This is a genomic window from Maritimibacter sp. HL-12, from assembly GCF_900177545.1.
In the GTDB taxonomy this organism is placed as follows: Bacteria; Pseudomonadota; Alphaproteobacteria; order Rhodobacterales; family Rhodobacteraceae; genus Sinisalibacter.
In genome coordinates, this window is sequence record NZ_FXBQ01000001.1 from 1,374,157 (window position 1) to 1,393,439 (window position 19,283).

The window sequence follows — 19,283 nt, forward strand, 5'->3', positions numbered from 1 at the left end:
GCTCAATCCATATCGCCGGAACCCGCAGATGGGTTGTGGTCCAGCAGGCTTTCCAGGATCGCCCGCGACGTCCGGCTCTCGTCAATCACCCCTAGGGCACCGGCCAGCGATACTTGAGGTTCCTCGGATGTCGAACGTTTATCCACCGCATCCGGATCGCGCATGAGATGCGCCACATCGCGCACCGTCCCTTCACCGATTTTCGCAAGATCGTCCCACAACTCGCCTTGCCAGGCCATACGACCGGCAGAGTCCGTATCACCGGATGCCAGATACGCGCGGAACGCTCCGCCGAAATCGCCCGCCGCTTCCAACGCCTCAGCCCGCAACCCGTTTGCCACCTCGTTCTCGATTCCGGCAAGGTATCCGATCGCAACGTCAGGCCGGCCGTCAAGCATCGCTGCCCGCGCGAATAAAAACCGGTCCTGCGGTCCCGGCAAAGAATCCTGACCTTCGAGTACAATGCGGGCAGGGCTGGTCAGACCGAGATCCAACAGTCTTTCCGCGAGCCCACGACGTTCATCGGCGGGCAAACCCACGACCAGATCAAGACGGGGCAGCAAATACCGAAGGAAGGTTTCGTCGGCAGCATCCTCATTCAGGCGACGGAACACCTCACCAACCAGATCGCGGCGTTCCCTCTCATTCAGACTGGACATGTCTCTGAAATCCACCAGCCCCGAAAACGCCGTTGCAAAATCGCCAGATAAAGCCCGCGCCCTTATCGCGGTAACCAGAAACGGCGTGGATTCGTCACTCCCGCGCCGCTCAAACGCCAGGCTTTCAAGAAGCGATATCTGCTCGTCCGGGATCAATCGCCCCCTTCCCAGTTCTGCATCGACATGATCCAGAAAAGCATCGGGCATTGAAACGTCATCCTTGGCGAGCATTTCATCAAGCCGACCACGCGCGGTATCGGCGTCATCACGCATCCGGTCGAAGCGCAATGCAATTGCATCCAGATCCCCGGAACCCGCGGGCGTGGCAAGGTCCATCGCGTTCTTCACGGAATCCGCGGCTTCAAGATCACCGGCTTCCAGAAGTTTGTTCAAAAGAGGTGCGCCAAGATGGATGCGAATATGCGGCGGCAATCCAGCGAAAGAGAGCGCAACTGCATTTGTGTTGATTTCCCGGGATCGATCGAGTCTCGGTTGGGCGAGCACCGACCAAAGTGCCGTTTCCCCTTTGCAGGCCATCTGATCCACGAGCAAAGCCGCGTTTCGCGACACGCCCGTATCCATGATTTCAGCCATGATTTCCAGCAGATCGCTGCGGGCAACGTCATTCGGGTTATTCCGCATCATGGCCAATGCCTCGGCCCCGAATGTCATGTAGATATAATACCTGACAAGCCCGGTAACCCCATCGCTATCGGACTTATCGAATTCGCCAATAGTTTGGCCGCGAAATGCGCCAAGATCTTGAGCAAAGGTCTCGCCTGCACCACCCCAGCTCGAAACATCAAAGAATTCACTTGGAATACAATGATCCCCGGCACCGGTAATGACAGAGGCGCGGCTTTCGCTCGCGGCGCGATCCACCCCCGTTTCGACTTCCATATGGCTGCGATCCGTCGGGGGTTTCCGTCCAGTCGGAGCAGGCTCAGCCTTCGCCGCATCTGGCGGCACCACCTCCGGCGATGGCACAGCGGCAGGATCCACAGTGATCGGTTCGAGGTCCGCCTCCAACAATCCCTGGGCTGCGGCACGGGCGATCTGTTCCAGCAACAATGACTGCATTTCCGATGCCCGCGAACCGGATTCCTGTGGTTCGGGGATTGTTTCTGGAGCATTGCCCGTCTGCTCGGGGGCGGCACTGCTCGTTTCAGATGGTGCCGGTGGCTTGTCGTTCTCAAGGGGTGCCGGCGGCAACGCCAAACTCATCGCGTTGCCAGTCGGCCAGGCCTGTTCAAACGCCAACGGCAGCTCAATTCTATCCGGCGGTTGGCCCAGGCCATCGAAGATCCGGGCAAAAGGCGGTGCAACTTGCCTTTGCTGGGCGAGGTCCGGCAGCGAGACTGAAGGAGCCTGCAAGGTCAGCTCTTCCAGACCTTGTTCAAACGGATGTGCAGGGTTTTGCGGACGTCCATCCTTGATATCGAGCACAACCTGGCCATCCCGCAGATCGAAGGCATCACCGTGGCAGATGCAATCAACCTTCAGGAAAAGCCGCCCGTCCCCCCGATCCAGGACATCCACGATTCGGTTTCGCGTGATCAAGTCGAAAACCGAAACCAGGTTGTATTCGACCGCCTTGTTCCCGGCCCGAAACTCGAAGCCCCCCGGGACCCGCCCGAACTCCCATCGGGCTTCGGCATCGAAGCCAAGCAGCAGACGAGAGAAGCCGGCATGATCGCCCGAGCGCACAGGAACGCTTTGCGCCGCTGCGGTGATCGGCAGGAGAAACGAAAAGACGAGGGCCAATATCCTGATCATGCCGCGTCTTTCTTGACCTCCTTCAATGCTTCCTCAAGCTCGGAGTAGCCCGGTCGAACCTGGCTGGGCGTGTTCTGACGACCGACTTCAATACAGATGTTGGTCGAGTGGTTATGCAGATTTGCCACAAGAACCTCGCGAATGAGCTGGTAGAAGTGCGCGTCGTCTTCGGACACGCTCTTGAGTTTCATGGCGAATGGCCCAACGATGCCGTAGGCAAGAAACACGCCAAGGAACGTGCCGACCAGGGCACCACCGATGAGTTTTCCCAGGATTTCAGGGGGTTGGTCAATCGATCCCATCGTCTTGATGACCCCGAGAACCGCAGCAACGATGCCAAGCGCGGGCAGAGCGTCGGCAACCGCTTGCAAGGCGTGGCTTGGATGTTGTGCGTGGTGGAAAGTCGCTTCTATGCGTTTTTCCAGCACCTCCTCGACCTGATGGGGATCGTCATAGTTCATTGATGCCGATCGGAGCGTATCGCAGATCAACTCGATCGCTTCCCGGTCTGCCAGAATCCGCGGGTATTTTCCGAAGATCGAGCTTTCTTGAGGTGTTTCGATATGCTCCTCGAGCGCGACCGCATTCTGACGGGCCTGTCGTATGAGCTCAAAAAGCAGACACAACAGATCCTTGTAGTCCTGCGGTTTCCAGCGCGGCCCTTTGAACACCCGACCGATATCTTTCATCGTGTGCTTGATGGCGGCCATATCGTTCGAGATCACGAAGGCCCCGGCGGCAGCACCACCGATCATTGTGAATTCGAACGGAAGCGCTTTCAGGATGATCCCCATCTTCCCACCGGCGGCAAGGTAGCCGCCAAACACCATGATGAAGATCATCGCGATACCAACGAACCCGATCATCCCGTCGCTCCTCGTTACCTTGAGTCTCGTCAGTCTCGCTGAGTCCGGTTAAGAATCCCTGCACGTTGGACCTACCTTGTCGGCACTTCTGCATTTCGACCTGCAAGGATCACGCTGATGGAATAGGCGGAGGAAGGATCGAGGCCCGCAAGGATTGCGGCGGCGGTATCCGGTCGCATTCGGGCGAGAAAACCGGCGGCAAATTGGGGATCCATCGCCGCAAACAATGGGGCGGCTTCCTTGGCTTTCATGTTCTCATAAACGGCGGTCAACCGCGCCAGATCATCTTCCGCCGCCGTGGATGCCATGGTCATCGTGGCCTCCAGGCTGGCCTCCGCGGCCTCGAGCGCAACCAGGTTTTTCCGTACCTGGGCCTCGACCACTTCGAGCGCCTTCTGCCGATCTGCCAATGCCACCTCACGCGCGGCCAAGGTGGTCTCACGATCCTGGAGCGCGGACAACACTTGCGCGATATCATTCGATGGTGCGCCATCCGGATCTTCAGCGGGCGGGGCACCCTCGACGGCGGCGGCGATGCCCTCGGCAATCGCCACCCCGCTTTCCCCCGAGAGACGCAAAAGGCCCGACAGCGCGAGTGCCGTGGCAATGACCCACAGGATCCCCCTTGCAGTCCTGCGGCGGCGGCGCGGCGGCGGTGCCGCCTTTTGGGCAGTCTGATCGTCATTCGAATTCATGGCTGCGCTCCCATTGCCGCAGTGCGCCGCGAAGCAAACAAGGGCGGAGGCTCTGGCGTTGCGCCGGCAAGCGGCCTTGGCGTCTCCTGAGAAGCCCGGTCTTCGTCGGACCCGGCGCTGTTTTCGATCTCTTCTTCAAGGCGCGACGTGGCCTCTGGCAGATCGTGAAGCGACGCCATCATCAGTTCGAGCTTGCGAGCCGAGGATTCCGCGCGATCTGTCAAACTGGTCAGGGATTGCGCCGAGTGTGCCGCCGCCTTGCGGGCCTGATCCAGCGTGCGCGTCATGTCATCGACCTGCGCCGACAACACGGCCACCGCGCCACCGACGCCATTTTCGAGATTGTTGAAACGTTTGAGCCGACGGGCGAGGACAACGCAGTATATGGCCGCGCCGAGTGCCCCGGCACCAAGCAGCACATCCGATGCCAGCTTGAAGATCTGGTCCATTCTGGCCCTCCTTTTTTGCGTCAGTTCAATACAAATTCCATCACGAGCAGGTCCTTCACCCTGCCCTCTCCGGTAACGAGCTTGATCCGCCTCAGCATCTGCGCGCGCAAATCGATCAGCGACACCGGGTTTTCGAGATCACTGGGCTCAACCGCCCTGAGATAGGAGTTCAGAACATCCATGACGCGGGGCACCAACGCCCGGACATCCGCCTCGGTCCCCGGGATGACTTCCAACTCCGCCCGAAACCTCAGATGGTCATGACTGGAGCTCGGACCCAAGGAAATCACCAAAGGGTCTAGCGGCACAAAGGCAACCGGCGGCAGGTTCTTCGGTGTGACCCCGGCATTCTCCTCACCGGCATCGCTTTCCGACACCGGCCCGAGGACAAGGCCTGAATATACTGCAAAGAACCCCGCACCGCCCAGGACAAGGGCAAGCACGATTCCTATTACAATCCCGAGGAAACCGCGTTTTCCGGGCTTGGCTTCTTCCGTGCCTTCCGGCGTTTTTTCGGTATCTGCCATATTCCAACCGTCCAATCTGACGATTCGGTTATAGACCGGCAGGGGCTAACTGATTGTTAATAGCAATCGACGAAAGTGACTCGCGACGGGGGCAGAAGCCCGCTCGAAAAAGGGAGTCACGTCTTGCAGCAGATCTTCGCTGTCTGGAACGCGCTCGATACGCGCAAGCAGATCATCGTCACGGTCGCGACCCTGGCCATGTTTGCCGCTGTTCTGACCATCGCCCGCATCGCCGCGCAACCGTCGATGGCCCTGCTCTATGCTGGCCTCGAGCCGGGCTCCGCGGGCGAACTGATCCAGGCCCTGGAGGCGCGGGGGGTTACGACCGACGTGCGCAGCGGGGCGATCTATGTAGACGCGTCGCGTCGGGACGAACTGCGGATGACGCTTGCTTCCGAGGGGCTGCCGCGCGACTCGGCCCAGGGATATGAGCTGCTGGACAATCTTTCCGGGTTCGGGACGACCTCGCAGATGTTCGATGCCGCCTATTGGCGCGCAAAGGAGGGTGAACTTGCCCGCACCATCGTTTCCTCGCCTCTGATCAAGTCGGCTCGGGTTCATATCGCCATTCCGAACTCGCAGACATTTCGGAATCGATCCGCACCCTCCGGTTCCGTGACGGTCACAACCGCGCAGGAGGCCCTGTCCGGGCCACATGCCAAGGCCCTGAAATTCCTGGTGGCATCCGCTGTTCCCGGGCTCTCCCCTGACGATGTTTCCATCATCGACTCGCGTGGAGGCATGGTCATGACCCGCGACGACGACGCGGCCTTCGAAGGCGGAACGAATGCCCGCGCGGAAGCGCTCAAACAAAATGTCGAAAGGCTGCTGGAGGCCCGGGTGGGCTACGGAAATGCGATCGTCGAGCTCTCGATTGACACCGCGCTGGAAAGCGAAACGATCCTCGAGCGCGTGTTCGATCCCGAAAACCGCGTGGTCATCGCCACGGAAACCGAAGAATCCACCGCCGCGTCAAGCGGCAACGGTCAAGGTGGGGTGACGGTCGCCTCGAACTTGCCGAACGGCGAGGCTGAGGGCGGCGACTCATCCTCCAACAATACCGAAACCCGCGAACGCGTGAACTACGAGGTTTCGGAAACCACGCGCGAAATCAACCGGGGCCCGGGCACGGTGCGCCGCATCTCTGTCGCCGTCCTGGTCGATGGTATTCGAACCCGCGACGACAATGGTCAGGAAGTCTGGGCCCCGCGCAGTGATGAAGAACTCGACGCCTTGCGCGATCTCGTCACTTCCGCCGTCGGTTTGAATGAAACCCGGGGCGATACGATCACGATCAAGTCGATGGCCTTCGAGCCGATCGTTTCCGAAGGCACCGAGGCATCGGCTGGTCTTTGGGGGAATCTCGGCATCGACGCCATGTCTCTGATTCGCCTTGGAATTCTGTCTATTGTCGCACTCGTCCTGGGCCTGTTCGTTCTTCGCCCGATCCTGGCTGGCAAAGGCAACACCGCCGGCGCTACGGCGGTCCTAGCCGGCCCCACAAGTCTGGCCTCGCCGCAAGTCACCGCCCCGAACACCCTCACCGCACTCACCGGCGAAATCGACGATACCAACCTGCCCGCGGTTCCTGAAAGCGCCATCGTTGCCGACTTCGACTTCGGCAACACGCTGGCCGATGATCTGCCGCAGCGTCGAGGGCAGAACGACCCGGTCGACCGGCTCCGCACGTTGATCGAAGAACGCCAAACCGAAACGGTGGAGATTCTGCGTGGCTGGATGGAAGACGAGGAGACTGCCTGATGCCGCGCCCATTGCTCGAAGATTTCGCGGCAGGCGTTGACGCCCCGATGGAAGGCCCCGGCAGCGCCGGCGGTGCCATCCCCGGACCTGCAAACGCGCCTTCGAATGAGCTTGTCGAGGCATCCCGCCTCGAAGGCTACGAAGCCGGTTATCAGGCCGGATGGGATGACGCCTTGCGTGCGCAGGCGGAAGAACAGGGCCGGATCGGGGCCGAGTTTGCGCGCAATCTCCAGGATCTTGGGTTCACCTTTCAGGAAGCCCGGTCTCATGTGATGCATGCGCTGGAACCATTGCTCTCCGGCATGGTGGAAAAGGTGCTTCCCCGCCTGATCTCCGAGACCATCGGTCAAACGATCATCGAGGAATTGATGCCGCTGGCGGCGACGGCGGCCGACGCCCCCATCGAGGTCGTGGTCAGCCCCGCCAGTCTCCCGGTTCTTCACGAGCTTCTCGCAAAGACGATTTCGATCCCTTTTGAACTGGTCGAAGAGCCGTCTCTCGCGGAGGGCCAGGTATTCCTGCGATCGGGAAATCTCGAACGCCACATCGATTTCACCACCGCGGTCGACCGGATCGGTGCCGCGATCAACAGCTTGTATGAACTCAACGAAAAGGCCTTCAACCATGGCTGAATCTCCCACCCGCGCCGGCGAGGCTCTCGGTGCCGACAATCCATTCTCGCAGGTTTCGGTTGAGATCATGGTCTCGGTCGGCACCGCGCGCCCCTCGATCCGAGACCTGCTGAGCTTGAAGCCGGACGCGATCCTCCATCTTGATCGCAAAGTGAATGATCCTGTCGAGCTGTTCATCGGTGACAAGTTGATCGCGCGCGGCGAACTGGAAGAACGTGAAGGCAGTCCCGAGGCCGAGCTTGTTGTCCGCCTGACCGAGGTGGCCGACCTGAAGAACGGGATCTAGAACATGCCGCCCAGATCAATCGTCGCGATCACCTTGATGATCGCATTGGCCGCAATGGTTGCTGTCGCCCCAAACGCTCTCTCGGCGCAGGATATCTCGATTTCTCTCGGCGATGAAAATGGCAGCCTTGCCACGCGCTCAATCCAGTTGATCGTTCTGATCACGCTGCTCAGCCTCGTTCCGGGCCTCGCCGTGATGATCACCGCGTTCCCGTTCATCGTCACGGTCTTGTCGATCTTGCGGCAGGCAATCGGCTTGCAGCAATCGCCGCCAAACATGTTGATCATTTCGCTTGCGTTGTTCCTGACCTATTTCGTGATGGAACCGGTGTTCACAGAAGCCTGGGTGCAAGGTGCCGAGCCATTTGCCGCCGGCACCATGGGGCTGGAAGAGGCCTTCACCGCATCCCTCGAGCCGTTTCGCGTATTCATGTCGGGGCGGATCGACGGTGAAACCTTCTTTTCGCTCGCAGAATTGCGGGAGCCGGGGACCGTCACCGAGCCCGGCCCGGATTCACCGCTTTCCCTGCTCGTTCCCTCATTCCTGCTCAGCGAGATATCGCGCGCGTTTCAGATTGGATTTCTCATCTTCCTGCCATTTCTCGTCATCGACCTCGTTGTTGCGGCAATACTCATGTCGATGGGGATGATGATGGTTCCGCCGGCCATCGTATCGTTGCCCTTCAAGCTCGCCTTCTTCGTCGTTGCCGACGGCTGGAGCCTGGTCTCGGGTGCCCTGGTGCGCAGCTATTTCTGATTGGTTTCCCGCGCCGTCCTGCGTCCGGAAAAGTCATCTCTTCCCGAAAGCCGGGTCGTCCTTGCTCATCCGGTGGATCGTGCCCCGAGGCAAGCCGCGGCCAGCATCGGGGGTTCAGCGTACCACGAATTCGGCATGCAATGCCCCGGCCGCCTTGATGCTCTTCAGAATGTCGATCATGTCACGAGGGGCAACCCCGAGGGCATTGAGCCCCGATATGACTTCGGACAGCGAGGTGCCGCCACGGACTTCAGCAAGGCCGATCCCGGGCTCTTCCACCAGGTTTGCTTCGGTACGCGGAACCACGAGGGCTTCTCCCTCGGTAAACGGGTTTGGCTGAACCACGAGGGGTTGCTCCTCGATCCTGATGGTCAGGTTGCCCTGGCTGACCGCAACCCGGCTGATCCTTACATCTTCGCCCATGACGATGGTTCCCGAACGCTGATCGACAACAACCCGGGCCTTCCGTTCTGGCGCAACGGCAATATTCTCGACCCGGCCCAACGCGTGCGCGGGGCTGCGGGCCTGCGTCGCGCCCACATCGAGTACGACCGTGCCCGCGTCGAGCATCCGGGCAACGACTCGGCCAAAACTTCCATTGATCGCGTCCTCGATCTTTTGAGCAGTTGTGAAATCGGGGTCGCGCAAGGCGAGCCGGATCGTCTTGAGCTTGGTGAAGTCGAATTCGATCTCACGTTCAACACGGGCGCCGGCGGGGATCACGCCAGCGGTCGGCACCCCCTGAACAACTCTTGCGCCATCGCCTTCCGCCTCGGCCCCGCCCGCGATGATCGTACCTTGCGCAACGGCATAGATCTCGCCATCCGCCGCGTTGAGCGGCGTCATCACAAGCGTCCCGCCAAGAAGGCTTTTTGAATCGCCGATCGCCGAGACCGAAATGTCGAACTTCGACCCGGACCGCGCGAACGGCGGGAGGGTTGCGGTCACGAACACGGCGGCAACATTCTTCGGGCGAAATTGCTCGCCGGTGATATTCACGCCGAGCCGTTCGAGGATATTCGACATGATATCCTCGGTGAAGGGCGCATTCCGGATGCCATCGCCGGTTCCGTTGAGGCCGACAACAAGGCCGTAGCCGACCAGATCGTTGCCACGAACACCATCGAATTCCACAAGATCCTTGATACGGATCGCATTTGCCGACGATGGGACGGCCCAGGTTATTGCCAGGGCAAGTAGCGAAAGCAGGGCAAGGTATCGGGTCATCGCATGTAATCCGTGAAGCGCAGGCCCGCTATGCGGGCGGTGACGGTGTATAATGTCTCGATCTGGCTCTGGACGGCTTGCAGGGCCGTTGCCGTCTCGTATGGATCGGCCAGAACCAGGGCCCCGAGCGCCAGATCGTGCGCCGATGCCTCTGACGCATTCCTGACCTGCGCCGCCTCGACCCGGCCCTGGGCCGTCCCGATCCCGGCGCGAAGGTTGGTTAGGTCACTATCGGCATTGATCAGGTGCAACGCCGCGTGGGAAAACAACTCTGCCTGCTGCGCAACATCGCCGGGCAACGCCCCTTCCGCCACCAATCCCGCGAAGGCAAGGCCCTTCAATGTCTCGCGGATCTCCGGCGAGTCGGCCCGAAGCTGGAACCCGAGGGTTTCGCCATCCGCGATCGCCATCGGGCCAAGTGCGGTCTGCGAGCCGAGATAGCCGAAGCTTTCGAACCCTCCGCCGACACCGAACCACGCATCGACCGCGGCGATCACATCGCCTGCCGTCGCCGCCCCGGCCACCGAGGCGGAAAGCGCGGCCAGCATGTCCTCTCCCCCGGCAAGGGCGGGCCCATCGGTGGCCGCACCGGAGAAAACCGTGCGCCCCGCTGCACTCGCATTGAGCTTGCTCACAACCGAGTCGAACTTCTGGCGCGCATCTTCGGCGCTTGCTTCGATCATCGTCCGATCGCGCGCGCCACTCGCGGCCAATAGCCCGGAAGTGAGGTCCCGCCCCGTCGTCTGGACATGGTCGAGGCTTGTCTGCGCCACTTCCAGAAAATGCGCCGCTTCGGTATTCGCGGTTCGGTAGGCGTTCAGCGCGGAGATGCTTCGCTCGATCGCGGCAACCGGGCCGAAATCGCCCGACAGCGTTGCGCCAAGATCGGTTTTTCGTCCGGTGGCCAGCTCTTGCCCGAGCTTCGTGAGGTCGGTTTTCAACGATACCGACAACCGGCGCAGCTGGAAGGTGTTTGCCAGATCTCCAACAGACAGCGTGGACATGGCTCAGAGCTCCATAACGGCATCAAGCATGGCGCTGACCGTGGAAATGACCTTCGCATTCGCCGCGTAGGCTTGTTCGATCAACATCAGTTTCTGCAATTCGTGGTCCGTATCGACGCCGGCCTGCATTTCCATGAATGCCAGGCTGTCTTTCTGGGCGGCTGCATGACTTTGGCGCGCCTCGGCGTCCACCCGCGCGGCACTTGCGGACGAAAGCAGATCCGCGACCAGCCCACTGGCCGAACGCTGCACGCCGTGGAAGCCGCCCGACGCCGCAATGCGCGGTGCCAGCAGCGCCGATTTGATCTCCTGCAGCAGCGATGCATTGCCGACCTCGCCGGGCACGGCGGCCCCCAGCCCGTCGCGCAGGCGCCACGAGTCCCCCCCTGCGTCGGCAAGCACAAGGGAATTCACCGAAATCCGTGACGCCAGCCCGGTTTCATCGGCAACACTGAAGGCTTGGCCTGCATCGGTCAGGAGCCCCGCATCGCCCGGCGCTCGCGATGCATCGAGCCCCGCATCCTGGAAACGTTCGATGAGGTCGCGGGCAACGGCGTCGAGCTGCGATTGCATGTTGGTTGCCAGGTCATCGCGGATCTCGAACAGGGCCGCAAGCGAGCCGCCGCCGATCGGGCTCCTGTCACCGCCGGTGCGCACAGCGTATCCGTTGATCGTGAGCCCCGAGAGCGCGCCCGACGCCTGGGTCATCTCGGGCACGATCACGCCCACCTGCTGGAAATCGAGCTCGGCGGCGCGGCCATCGAGCACGATGGCGCCACCGGATGTATAGAGCGCGATCATGCCGTGGTCCCGCTCGACCTGGCGCAGGGGGATGATCGGTGAGAGCGCGTCGATCGCCTGCTGTCTTTGGTCCATCAGGGCGGATGGGTCCTGTCCCCGGGCCGTGGTCTCCTTGATTTTCGAGTTCAGGTTCTGGACCCGCAGAAGCCCGTCGTTGAGCTGGCGCACCTGTGCGTCGATCGCGGCGTCCGCACGCATGCGCGATGACTGAACCTCGCGTGACGCGGTGTTGAGATGTTCGGCGATATCCTGCGCCGCGCGCACGGCATTGTCGAGGCGGGCCGGATTATCCGGTCTGGACGCTGCCTCGATCAACGAGGCCTCGAACGCGGCAATCCGGCCGGACAACGAGTTCTGATCGTCCGGAAGCCCGACCACCCCTTCCATCTGCGCATGAAAGCTCGCGAGTTCCGAGTGGTTTCCCGCCGCCGCATCCGCCAGGCGGCGGTCTTGCACGATCACCATGTCGACCTCGCGCCGCACGCCCGTCACGTTCACGCCGGAAGGGCTGCCATCGCCCATGTAGCGGGGCTGGAGTTGCAGTTCGCGGCGGCCATAGCCTTCGGTCATCGCGTTGGCGACATTCGACGAAACGAGTTCCGCCGCGCGCGACGAGGCCGTAAGGCCCGACAGGGCGTTGGCGAGGGAACCGGCGATGGTCATCTGCTATCTCCTGGCCGCATCTCCGGTTCAGCGTTTGATGTTGGTGGTTTCCTGCAGCATCTCGTCAACCGTCTGGATCACCTTGGCATTTGACGAATAGGCACGTTGGGTCTGGATCAGGTTGGTCAGTTCGCCCGCGACATCCGTTGTCGAGCCTTCACGGGTGAAGCCGATCACCTCCCCCGTGGGCCCGTCGCCCGCATCCCAAAGGAAGAACGAGCCCGATTGCGGTGAGACCTGGTAGGTCTGGTTGGAATGCGAGATCATGCCGTTGGGATTGGGCACGTCGACGAGGGGCACCTGGTAGATCGTGCGGGTGAAGCCGGTATCGTAGGTTGCCGTGACATAGCCGTTCACGTCGATCTCGACCGAGGTGAGGTTGCCCACCGGCGATCCGTCCTTGGTGATCGATACCGGGGCAAAACTGTCGGACAACTGCGTGAGCCCACGCTGATCCCCGATCCGCCCGATCGTCAGTTCCAGCGGCCCGCCGCCGACGGTCAGATCCACCGTGCCATTCGCCGGATCATAGGCACCGCCCGAAACCTCCGTCACCGAGGCGAGCGTGCCGCCGTTGGCGCGGCTGTCATCGAAGGTGAGCGTGTATTCACCGACGATCGCATCAGCCGAGGCGCTGTCCCTGATTTGCATCGTCCAGGAGTTTGTGGGCGGGTCGCCATCGGCCGCCGGCAGCACGGGAACGAAGGTGACGTTCAACGCCTCCGAGGTCCCGAGGTTGCCGAAATACTCGATCGAGAGCGGAAGGGCATCGCCGGTGGCTCCGAATTCCGTATCCACGGCCGGCAGGTTCACGCCGAGGTTCATCCTGGTCGTCGGATCGCCGGATTGCTGGTTCACCTGAACCGTGACCGGCTCCAACGCCGTCGCCGTATCGCGTGGGAAGGTGCCCACGTTCCCGTCGGCATCGGCCGGCCACCCGAGCAGCACAAGGCCGGTCTCGGTCTTGAGAATGCCATCCTTGTCGGTGCGGAACGATCCGGTCGTGGTCACCAGCATCGGCTTGTCGTCGCCCGCGTAATTCAGATAGGCCTCGTTGGTGACCGGCAGCATTCCACGGCCAGAGATCGCAACATCCATCGGGTTCGAGGTCGACACAAGCGGCCCGTTCTCGTCAATCAGGCGCTGCGTTGTCACCCGCACGCCGCCGGCTGAATAGGTGCCGGATCCGCTCAGTCCTCCGATCACCAGCGATTGGAAATCCGCCGTCGCGCGTTTGTAGCCGAAGGTGGCGGAGTTCGCGATATTGTCGGAAATCGTCGACAGCCGCGTGGCGTTCGCATTCAGTCCGGCAACACCGGCACTCAGGGAAGAGGAAATCGTCATTGTGCGCCTTTCTGCTGCAACCTCTTTGCGCACCATGAATAGCGCGGGCGGCTTAACAGCCGCCTAACGCCCGATAACGTCCCGGTTCCTCATCGTTTCGTGCGCAAGAGGATCAGTTCGATCCGGTTGTTGCGCACGGCCATCGGGTTCTGCACCACCGGTTCGCGGTTGGCATGACCGGTGACCCGGCGCATCCTCTCCTGTGCGATGCCCTCGGCCTCCAGCATTTCGCGCACGCGACTGGCCCGGTCGCCGGACAGCTCCCACGCGGTGTTGTGTGCAATCACCACCGGTTGCGCGGCCACGTGGCCTTCGAGCGCGATGCCGTTCTTCACAAGACCGAATGCGCCCGCGATCAACGTCACGAGTTCCTGCATGACCGGCTCGGGGTCGCTGCCGCCCGCGCCGAAGAGCGGCTCTTCGTCGAGATCGAAGAGCTCGATCATCAAGCCCTCGTCGCTGAGTTCGGTCACGATGTGCCGTCGGGCCAGTTCGCTGGCCATGCTCTCACCGGAATTGCCGGTCAGCGCCTCTTCGAGTTCCGCAAGCGCCTGCTGTTCAAGCGCTGCGTCTTGCGCGCTCATGCCCTGTCCGGCATCGGCCTGCTCGTCCGTCACCTTGCTCGGCACGCCGCCGTGACCGGTATGGGCCATGGTCTCGTCGGTGAACACGCTGTCACCGCCGAACGCACCATCGCCGCCACCGGACGCGCGCATCACCGGGATTGTCGGGCTGAAATAATCCGCAAGCCCCTTGCGCTGCTTTTCCGTTGTCGCGTTCAAAAGCCACATCAACATGAAGAAGGCCATCATCGCGGTCACGAAATCGGCATAGGCCACCTTCCATGCCCCGCCGTGGTGGCTTTCGCCACTGACCTTTTTGACCTTCTTGTAGATGATGGGCGCATTACCCTGCGCGCTCATCCCACACCTCACATTTCACCCGCGGTCAGGTCTAGCAGAGCGGCGTGAACGTCAGCTTAACACATTCAATTCTAAGCACTTCTCTGCGGGGTCACAGGTTCGGCGCGCAAACATGACATTTTTGTGATACCTTTACCCCGTCTTCCCTCGAAGACGCGCGAAATCCAGGCCCTGAGGGGCAATGAAGGGAGGGTTCTATGAAAGGTATAGCGTTCTGGTTCTTTCTCGTGGCCGTGCTGAGCGTCGCGATCGGCATGGCTTGGGGCATTCAGATGTCGGCCTCGGGCAATCACGCGCTCTCGGGCGCGCATGCCCATCTCAATCTCGTCGGCTGGGCAAGCCTGGGCTTGTTCGGCATCTATTACCACATGGTCCCGGAAGCGGCGGAAAAACCACTTGCCAAGGTTCATTTCGCGGTGGCCGTGGCCGGCGTGGTAGTGATGGTCCCCGGCATCGCGCTGGCAATTACCGAACGTGGCGACATGCTCGCAATCATCGGCTCGCTGCTGACCTTCGCCTCGATCCTGATCTTCCTCTACACGGTCGCACGGCACCGCACCGCCTGAGGTGGATCACAGGAGATTGTCGAGCCCGCGCACGAGGCCGACAATCTCCATCACCTTGCGCGCGGCGAGGAGTGTGCCATCGGCGTAGATCGTCGGGTCTTTCCCGGCGTCATGGGTGATGGTGAGCCGCGAATTGCCGTGTGCGAAGGTGCTTGTCACCGTGGCCGCGTAAGACGGCAGGCGCAGGCTGTGCACCTGAACGCCGTTCACCGTGCCGCCGCGCAGGCCCGGCTCGCCTTTCACGCTTGCCGGGTCCACCCCGAAGGCAGGTTGCTTCACTGCGCCCATCCGCTCGGCAAGTTCTCGCGCGGTGCCGGTGGGGGCGTCGGTCTTGCCGGGTTTTGCGTAGTCGATCACTTCGAACCAGTCGAGATATTCCGCGGCCAACAGGCTGAAGCGGGTCATGAGCGCGGCAGTGAGCGCGAAATTGCCCGAGGCCACCACGCCCACACCGGCCGCGCGCGCTGCGGCGTCGATCTTGGCGTAGTCCGCCGCCGTCAGCCCGCTGGTGCCGACCACCACGCGCCTGCCCGCGGCCACCGCCGCCAAGGTATGACCCATGATCGCCTCGGGCGCGGTATAGTCGATCAGCACGTCGAACCCCGGCCCTGCGAGTGCGTCGTCGAGGCTGGCGAAACAGGGCGCGCCGTGAATCTCCTGCCCTGCCGCGCGCCGGGCCACGCAGGACACCAGTGCCATGTCCCCGGCCGCCGCCACCGCTTCGGCAATCGCGCCCCCGGTCCAGCCGGTGGCCCCGGCCATGCAAACCTTCAGCATCGCTTCCTCCCTTTCCCTTGACTTCGTTTCAGCCGCAACGATACTTTCTCCCTGCGACAGGATGTATCACCGATACGGGGGAAAACGCCATGACCCGCGAAATGACCCGGGCTGAAAGCCCGATGGGCACAACACCCGGCTACATGCCCGGCTTCGGCAATGATTTCGAGACCGAAGCGCTGCCCGGCGCGCTGCCGCGCGGCCAGAACAGCCCGCAGAAATGCAACTACGGGCTCTATGCCGAGCAGCTTTCCGGCACCGCCTTCACCGCCCCGCGCGGCCAGAACGAACGCAGCTGGTGCTATCGCATCCGGCCTTCGGTGAAGCACACAGGCCGGTTCGAGAAGATCGACATGCCCTGGTGGCGGAGTGCGCCGAACATCGACCCGGACCTGATCTCGCTCGGTCAATACCGCTGGGATCCGGTGCCGTACACCGACGCGCCGCTCACCTTCGTCACCGGCATGCGCACGATGACCACGGCGGGCGACGTGAACACCCAAACCGGCATGGCCGCACACATCTACCTCGCCAACAACTCGATGGAGGACGAGTATTTCTACTCCGCCGACGGCGAGCTTCTGGTGGTGCCGCAGGAAGGGCTTCTGCGCTTCCACACCGAGCTTGGCACGATCGACCTCGCGCCGAAGGAGATCGCGATCATCCCGCGCGGCCTCGTCTACCGCGTGGAAGTGGTCGAAGGCCCGGCGCGCGGTTTCGTTTGCGAGAACTACGGCCAGAAATTCGACCTGCCGAACCGTGGCCCGATCGGGGCCAACTGCCTCGCCAACCCGCGCGACTTTCTCACCCCCGTCGCCGCCTTCGAAGATCGCGAAGTGCCTTCGACCGTCACGATCAAGTGGTGCGGCCAGTTTCACCAGACGAAGATCGGCCACTCGCCGCTCGACGTGGTGGCCTGGCACGGCAATTACGCCCCGGTGAAATACGACCTCACCACCTACTCCCCGGTCGGTGCGATCCTGTTCGATCACCCCGATCCCTCGATCTTCACCGTGCTCACCGCGCCCTCCGGGCAGGAGGGCACCGCGAACATCGACTTCGTGCTGTTCCGGGAACGCTGGATGGTGGCCGAAAACACCTTCCGCCCGCCGTGGTACCACAAGAACGTCATGTCGGAGCTGATGGGCAATATCTACGGCCAGTATGACGCAAAGCCCAAGGGCTTCGTGCCGGGCGGGGTGAGCCTGCACAACTGCATGCTGCCGCATGGCCCCGATGCCCCGGCCTTCGAAGGTGCCTCGAACGCCGAGCTTGCGCCGGTGAAACTCGACAATACCATGAGCTTCATGTTCGAAACCCGCTTTCCGCAGCACCTGACCGCCTTCGCCGCGAAGGAGGCCCCGCTCCAGGACGATTACATTTCCTGCTGGGACGGGATCGAGAAGAAGTTCGACGGCACGCCGGGCGAGAAATGACCGACAGCGTCACCCTGCTCGGCACCAAGGGCGGCCCGGCGATCCGCCCCGGCACACCGATGCCGACGGCAACGCTCTTGCGCATGGCCGGGCAGGTGATCGTGGTCGATGCGGGCCTCGGCGTCACCCGCGCGCTCTGCGACGCGGGCGTGGCCCTGACCGGGATCGACGCGATCCTGATCACCCATCTGCACTCCGATCATTACCTCGAACTTGGCCCGCTTCTGCACACCGCCTGGACGGCGGGCCTCAAGCGCCCGGTGCCGGTCTGGGGCCCCGCGGGGCTCGCGGATTACTGGCGGGGTTTCCTCGCCTCGATGGACTTCGACATCAGCCTGCGCATCCGCGACGAGGGCCGCCCCGATCTCGCGGCGCTGGCCAAGTTTCACACTCTCACCGAAAAGGGGCTCACCCTCGGCCCGATCACGGTGCGCGCGATGAAGAACGTCCACCCGCCCATCGAGGAAAGCTTTGCCCTCCGCCTCGATGGCCCCGCCGCCTCCATCGCCCTTTCGGGCGACACCGCCGCGATTGACGCGATGGCAACCTTCGCCAAAGGTTGCGATCTGCTCGTTCACGAGGCGATGCTGACAGCGGGGATCGACGCGCTCTGCGCCCGCGTTGGCAATGGCGACGACCGGCTCAAGCGCCACCTCGAACGCTCGCACACCCCCGCCGCCGAAGCAGGCCGGATCGCGGTGAACGCGGGCGTGAAGGCCCTCGCGCTCAATCACCTGATCCCGGTCGACGACCCCGATTTCACCAAGGCCCACTGGCTCGCGGAAGTCCGCCAGCACTGGCAGGGCCCGCTTCACATCGGCTATGACGGCCTGACCATTCCGCTCACCTGAAAGGACGCCCCATGCCCCTTCTGAAATCCTGGATCGAGAGCGCCAACACGCCCGAGACCCCCTTCCCGCTCAACAACCTGCCTTACGGCGTTTTCTCGGCGGGCGACGGCGAATTGCGCTGCGGCGTGGCCATCGGCAACCGCATCATCGACGCCACCGGGCTTGAAGCGGTTGGCATCCTGCGTGCCGACCCGAACGCCGATGTGCTCGACGCACCGTTCTGGAACGACTTCATGGAGCTAGGCCCCGAGGCTTGGGCGGCCTACCGCGCCGCCCTCACCGCGATGCTCGCCGACACCGCCAGCGAGGAAACCCGCGACGCGCTCACCACCTATTCTGTGCCGATGGCGGAGGCCACGCTGCACATGCCGTTCCGGGTGTCGGAATACACCGATTTCTACGCCGGCAAGCACCATGCCACCAACGTGGGCACGATGTTTCGCGGGGCCGAGAACGCGCTGCCGCCGAACTGGCTGTCGATCCCGATCGGCTACAACGGCCGGGCCTCGTCGGTGGTTGTCTCCGGCACGCCGGTGCGCAGGCCCTGGGGGCAGTTGAAGGCGCCTGACGCCGATCTGCCGGTGTTCGCGCCCTGCAAGCGCTTCGATCTGGAGCTGGAGATGGGCGCCATCGTCGGCCAGCCCTCCGAGGGGCCGGTGACGATGGAGGAGGCCGAGGCGATGATCTTCGGCTACGTGTTGCTCAACGACTGGTCGGCGCGCGATATTCAGGCCTGGGAATACCAGCCGCTCGGGCCGTTCCAGGCCAAGGCCACCGCCACGACGATCTCGCCCTGGATCGTGACCAAGGCCGCGCTCGAACCCTTCCGGGTGCCGGTGCCGCCGCGTGAGCGTGCGCTTCTGCCCTATCTCGAAGAGCACACGCCCGGGCTCCACGACATCGAGCTTTGGGTCGACCTCGCCCCCGAGGGCAAGGCCCCCACCACCATTGCCCGCACCAACCTGCGCGAAATGTATTACTCCCCTGCCCAGCAACTGACCCACCACACCACGTCCGGTTGCCCGATGCGGGTCGGCGACCTGCTCGGATCGGGCACGATCTCGGGGCCGACAAAAGACAGCCGCGGGTCGCTTCTCGAATTGAGTTGGGGCGGAAAAGAACCGCTTACCCTCGATACCGGCGAGACCCGCGCCTTCCTCGAAGACGGCGACACGCTGACGCTTCGTGGCGCGGCGCAAGGCGATGGCTACCGGATCGGGTTCGGTGCCTGCACCGGGCAGGTGCTGGCGGCGCTGGAAGACCCCTTCGCGCGCTGACCCCTTT

General features: G+C 62.6%; 19 protein-coding genes. 8 read left to right on the plus strand and 11 right to left on the minus strand.

Annotated features, from left to right (window positions below; genetic code table 11):
* Positions 1-2: 2 nt before the first annotated feature.
* The 5 genes from B9Y97_RS06835 to fliL all read right to left on the minus strand — a co-directional run bounded on the left by B9Y97_RS06835 (position 3) and on the right by fliL (position 4,972).
* On the minus strand, positions 3-2,435 hold the full coding sequence (locus B9Y97_RS06835) for a hypothetical protein (RefSeq protein ID WP_085526043.1): 2,433 nt from the start codon (positions 2,433-2,435) through the stop codon (positions 3-5).
* The gene (motA, locus tag B9Y97_RS06840; protein ID WP_085526044.1) at positions 2,432-3,301 is read right to left on the minus strand and encodes a flagellar motor stator protein MotA; all 870 of its coding nucleotides are present in this window, start codon (positions 3,299-3,301) and stop codon (positions 2,432-2,434) included. Before motA ends, B9Y97_RS06835 begins: the two co-directional genes overlap by 4 nt.
* Positions 3,302-3,372: 71 nt before the next feature.
* Positions 3,373-3,996, minus strand: a complete 624-nt coding sequence (locus B9Y97_RS06845; RefSeq protein WP_139828247.1) for a MotE family protein — start codon at positions 3,994-3,996, stop codon at positions 3,373-3,375.
* On the minus strand, positions 3,993-4,445 hold the full coding sequence (locus B9Y97_RS06850; protein WP_176224319.1) for a hypothetical protein: 453 nt from the start codon (positions 4,443-4,445) through the stop codon (positions 3,993-3,995). Before B9Y97_RS06850 ends, B9Y97_RS06845 begins: the two co-directional genes overlap by 4 nt.
* A gap of 20 nt (positions 4,446-4,465) precedes the next feature.
* The gene (gene fliL / locus B9Y97_RS06855) at positions 4,466-4,972 is read right to left on the minus strand and encodes a flagellar basal body-associated FliL family protein (RefSeq protein ID WP_085526045.1); all 507 of its coding nucleotides are present in this window, start codon (positions 4,970-4,972) and stop codon (positions 4,466-4,468) included.
* Positions 4,973-5,095: 123 nt separating this feature from the next.
* On the opposite strand from fliL, the gene fliF reads away from it, so the two are divergent.
* From fliF to fliP, 4 genes are read left to right on the plus strand one after another with little or no spacing between them, the layout of a single operon-like run.
* Complete coding sequence (gene fliF, locus B9Y97_RS06860; RefSeq protein WP_085526046.1) at positions 5,096-6,733, plus strand: flagellar basal-body MS-ring/collar protein FliF; 1,638 nt, start codon at positions 5,096-5,098, stop codon at positions 6,731-6,733.
* On the plus strand, positions 6,733-7,365 hold the full coding sequence (locus B9Y97_RS06865; protein ID WP_085526047.1) for a FliH/SctL family protein: 633 nt from the start codon (positions 6,733-6,735) through the stop codon (positions 7,363-7,365). The genes fliF and B9Y97_RS06865 overlap by 1 nt, the downstream gene beginning before the upstream one ends.
* On the plus strand, positions 7,358-7,651 hold the full coding sequence (locus B9Y97_RS06870) for a FliM/FliN family flagellar motor switch protein (RefSeq protein WP_085526048.1): 294 nt from the start codon (positions 7,358-7,360) through the stop codon (positions 7,649-7,651). Before B9Y97_RS06865 ends, B9Y97_RS06870 begins: the two co-directional genes overlap by 8 nt.
* A gap of 36 nt (positions 7,652-7,687) precedes the next feature.
* On the plus strand, positions 7,688-8,407 hold the full coding sequence (gene fliP, locus B9Y97_RS06875) for a flagellar type III secretion system pore protein FliP (protein ID WP_139828409.1): 720 nt from the start codon (positions 7,688-7,690) through the stop codon (positions 8,405-8,407).
* Positions 8,408-8,521: 114 nt separating this feature from the next.
* Here fliP and B9Y97_RS06880 read toward each other — a convergent pair whose 3' ends face one another.
* The 5 genes from B9Y97_RS06880 to B9Y97_RS06900 form a co-directional block, all read right to left on the minus strand.
* Positions 8,522-9,634 carry a flagellar basal body P-ring protein FlgI gene (locus tag B9Y97_RS06880; protein ID WP_085526050.1) on the minus strand — a complete coding sequence of 371 codons (1,113 nt, stop codon included), beginning with the start codon at positions 9,632-9,634 and terminating at the stop codon, positions 8,522-8,524.
* A complete protein-coding gene (locus B9Y97_RS06885) occupies positions 9,631-10,638 on the minus strand; it encodes a flagellin (RefSeq protein ID WP_085526051.1) in 1,008 nt (335 codons plus the stop codon). Before B9Y97_RS06885 ends, B9Y97_RS06880 begins: the two co-directional genes overlap by 4 nt.
* Before the next feature lie 3 nt (positions 10,639-10,641).
* Positions 10,642-12,102 carry a flagellar hook-associated protein FlgK gene (gene flgK, locus B9Y97_RS06890; protein WP_085526052.1) on the minus strand — a complete coding sequence of 487 codons (1,461 nt, stop codon included), beginning with the start codon at positions 12,100-12,102 and terminating at the stop codon, positions 10,642-10,644.
* Between the two features lie 27 nt (positions 12,103-12,129).
* Positions 12,130-13,446: a flagellar hook protein FlgE gene (locus tag B9Y97_RS06895; protein WP_085528144.1), complete on the minus strand. Its 1,317-nt coding sequence runs from the start codon at positions 13,444-13,446 to the stop codon at positions 12,130-12,132.
* Positions 13,447-13,535: 89 nt separating this feature from the next.
* On the minus strand, positions 13,536-14,369 hold the full coding sequence (locus tag B9Y97_RS06900; RefSeq protein WP_085526053.1) for a flagellar motor protein MotB: 834 nt from the start codon (positions 14,367-14,369) through the stop codon (positions 13,536-13,538).
* Between the two features lie 197 nt (positions 14,370-14,566).
* Between B9Y97_RS06900 and B9Y97_RS06905 the strand changes: the two genes are divergently transcribed.
* The gene (locus B9Y97_RS06905; RefSeq protein WP_085526054.1) at positions 14,567-14,935 is read left to right on the plus strand and encodes a hypothetical protein; all 369 of its coding nucleotides are present in this window, start codon (positions 14,567-14,569) and stop codon (positions 14,933-14,935) included.
* A gap of 6 nt (positions 14,936-14,941) precedes the next feature.
* Here the strand turns inward: B9Y97_RS06905 and dapB are convergent, their stop codons facing one another.
* Complete coding sequence (gene dapB, locus B9Y97_RS06910) at positions 14,942-15,712, minus strand: 4-hydroxy-tetrahydrodipicolinate reductase (RefSeq protein WP_085526055.1); 771 nt, start codon at positions 15,710-15,712, stop codon at positions 14,942-14,944.
* A gap of 89 nt (positions 15,713-15,801) precedes the next feature.
* On the opposite strand from dapB, the gene hmgA reads away from it, so the two are divergent.
* The 3 genes from hmgA to fahA are packed head-to-tail and all read left to right on the plus strand — an operon-like array spanning position 15,802 to position 19,276.
* Positions 15,802-17,148, plus strand: a complete 1,347-nt coding sequence (gene hmgA, locus B9Y97_RS06915; RefSeq protein WP_085526056.1) for a homogentisate 1,2-dioxygenase — start codon at positions 15,802-15,804, stop codon at positions 17,146-17,148.
* Positions 17,145-17,999, plus strand: coding sequence for an MBL fold metallo-hydrolase (locus B9Y97_RS06920; RefSeq protein WP_085526057.1), 855 nt, complete (start codon positions 17,145-17,147; stop codon positions 17,997-17,999). The genes hmgA and B9Y97_RS06920 overlap by 4 nt, the downstream gene beginning before the upstream one ends.
* An 11-nt stretch (positions 18,000-18,010) precedes the next feature.
* A complete protein-coding gene (gene fahA, locus B9Y97_RS06925) occupies positions 18,011-19,276 on the plus strand; it encodes a fumarylacetoacetase (RefSeq protein ID WP_085526058.1) in 1,266 nt (421 codons plus the stop codon).
* Positions 19,277-19,283 lie beyond the last annotated feature (7 nt).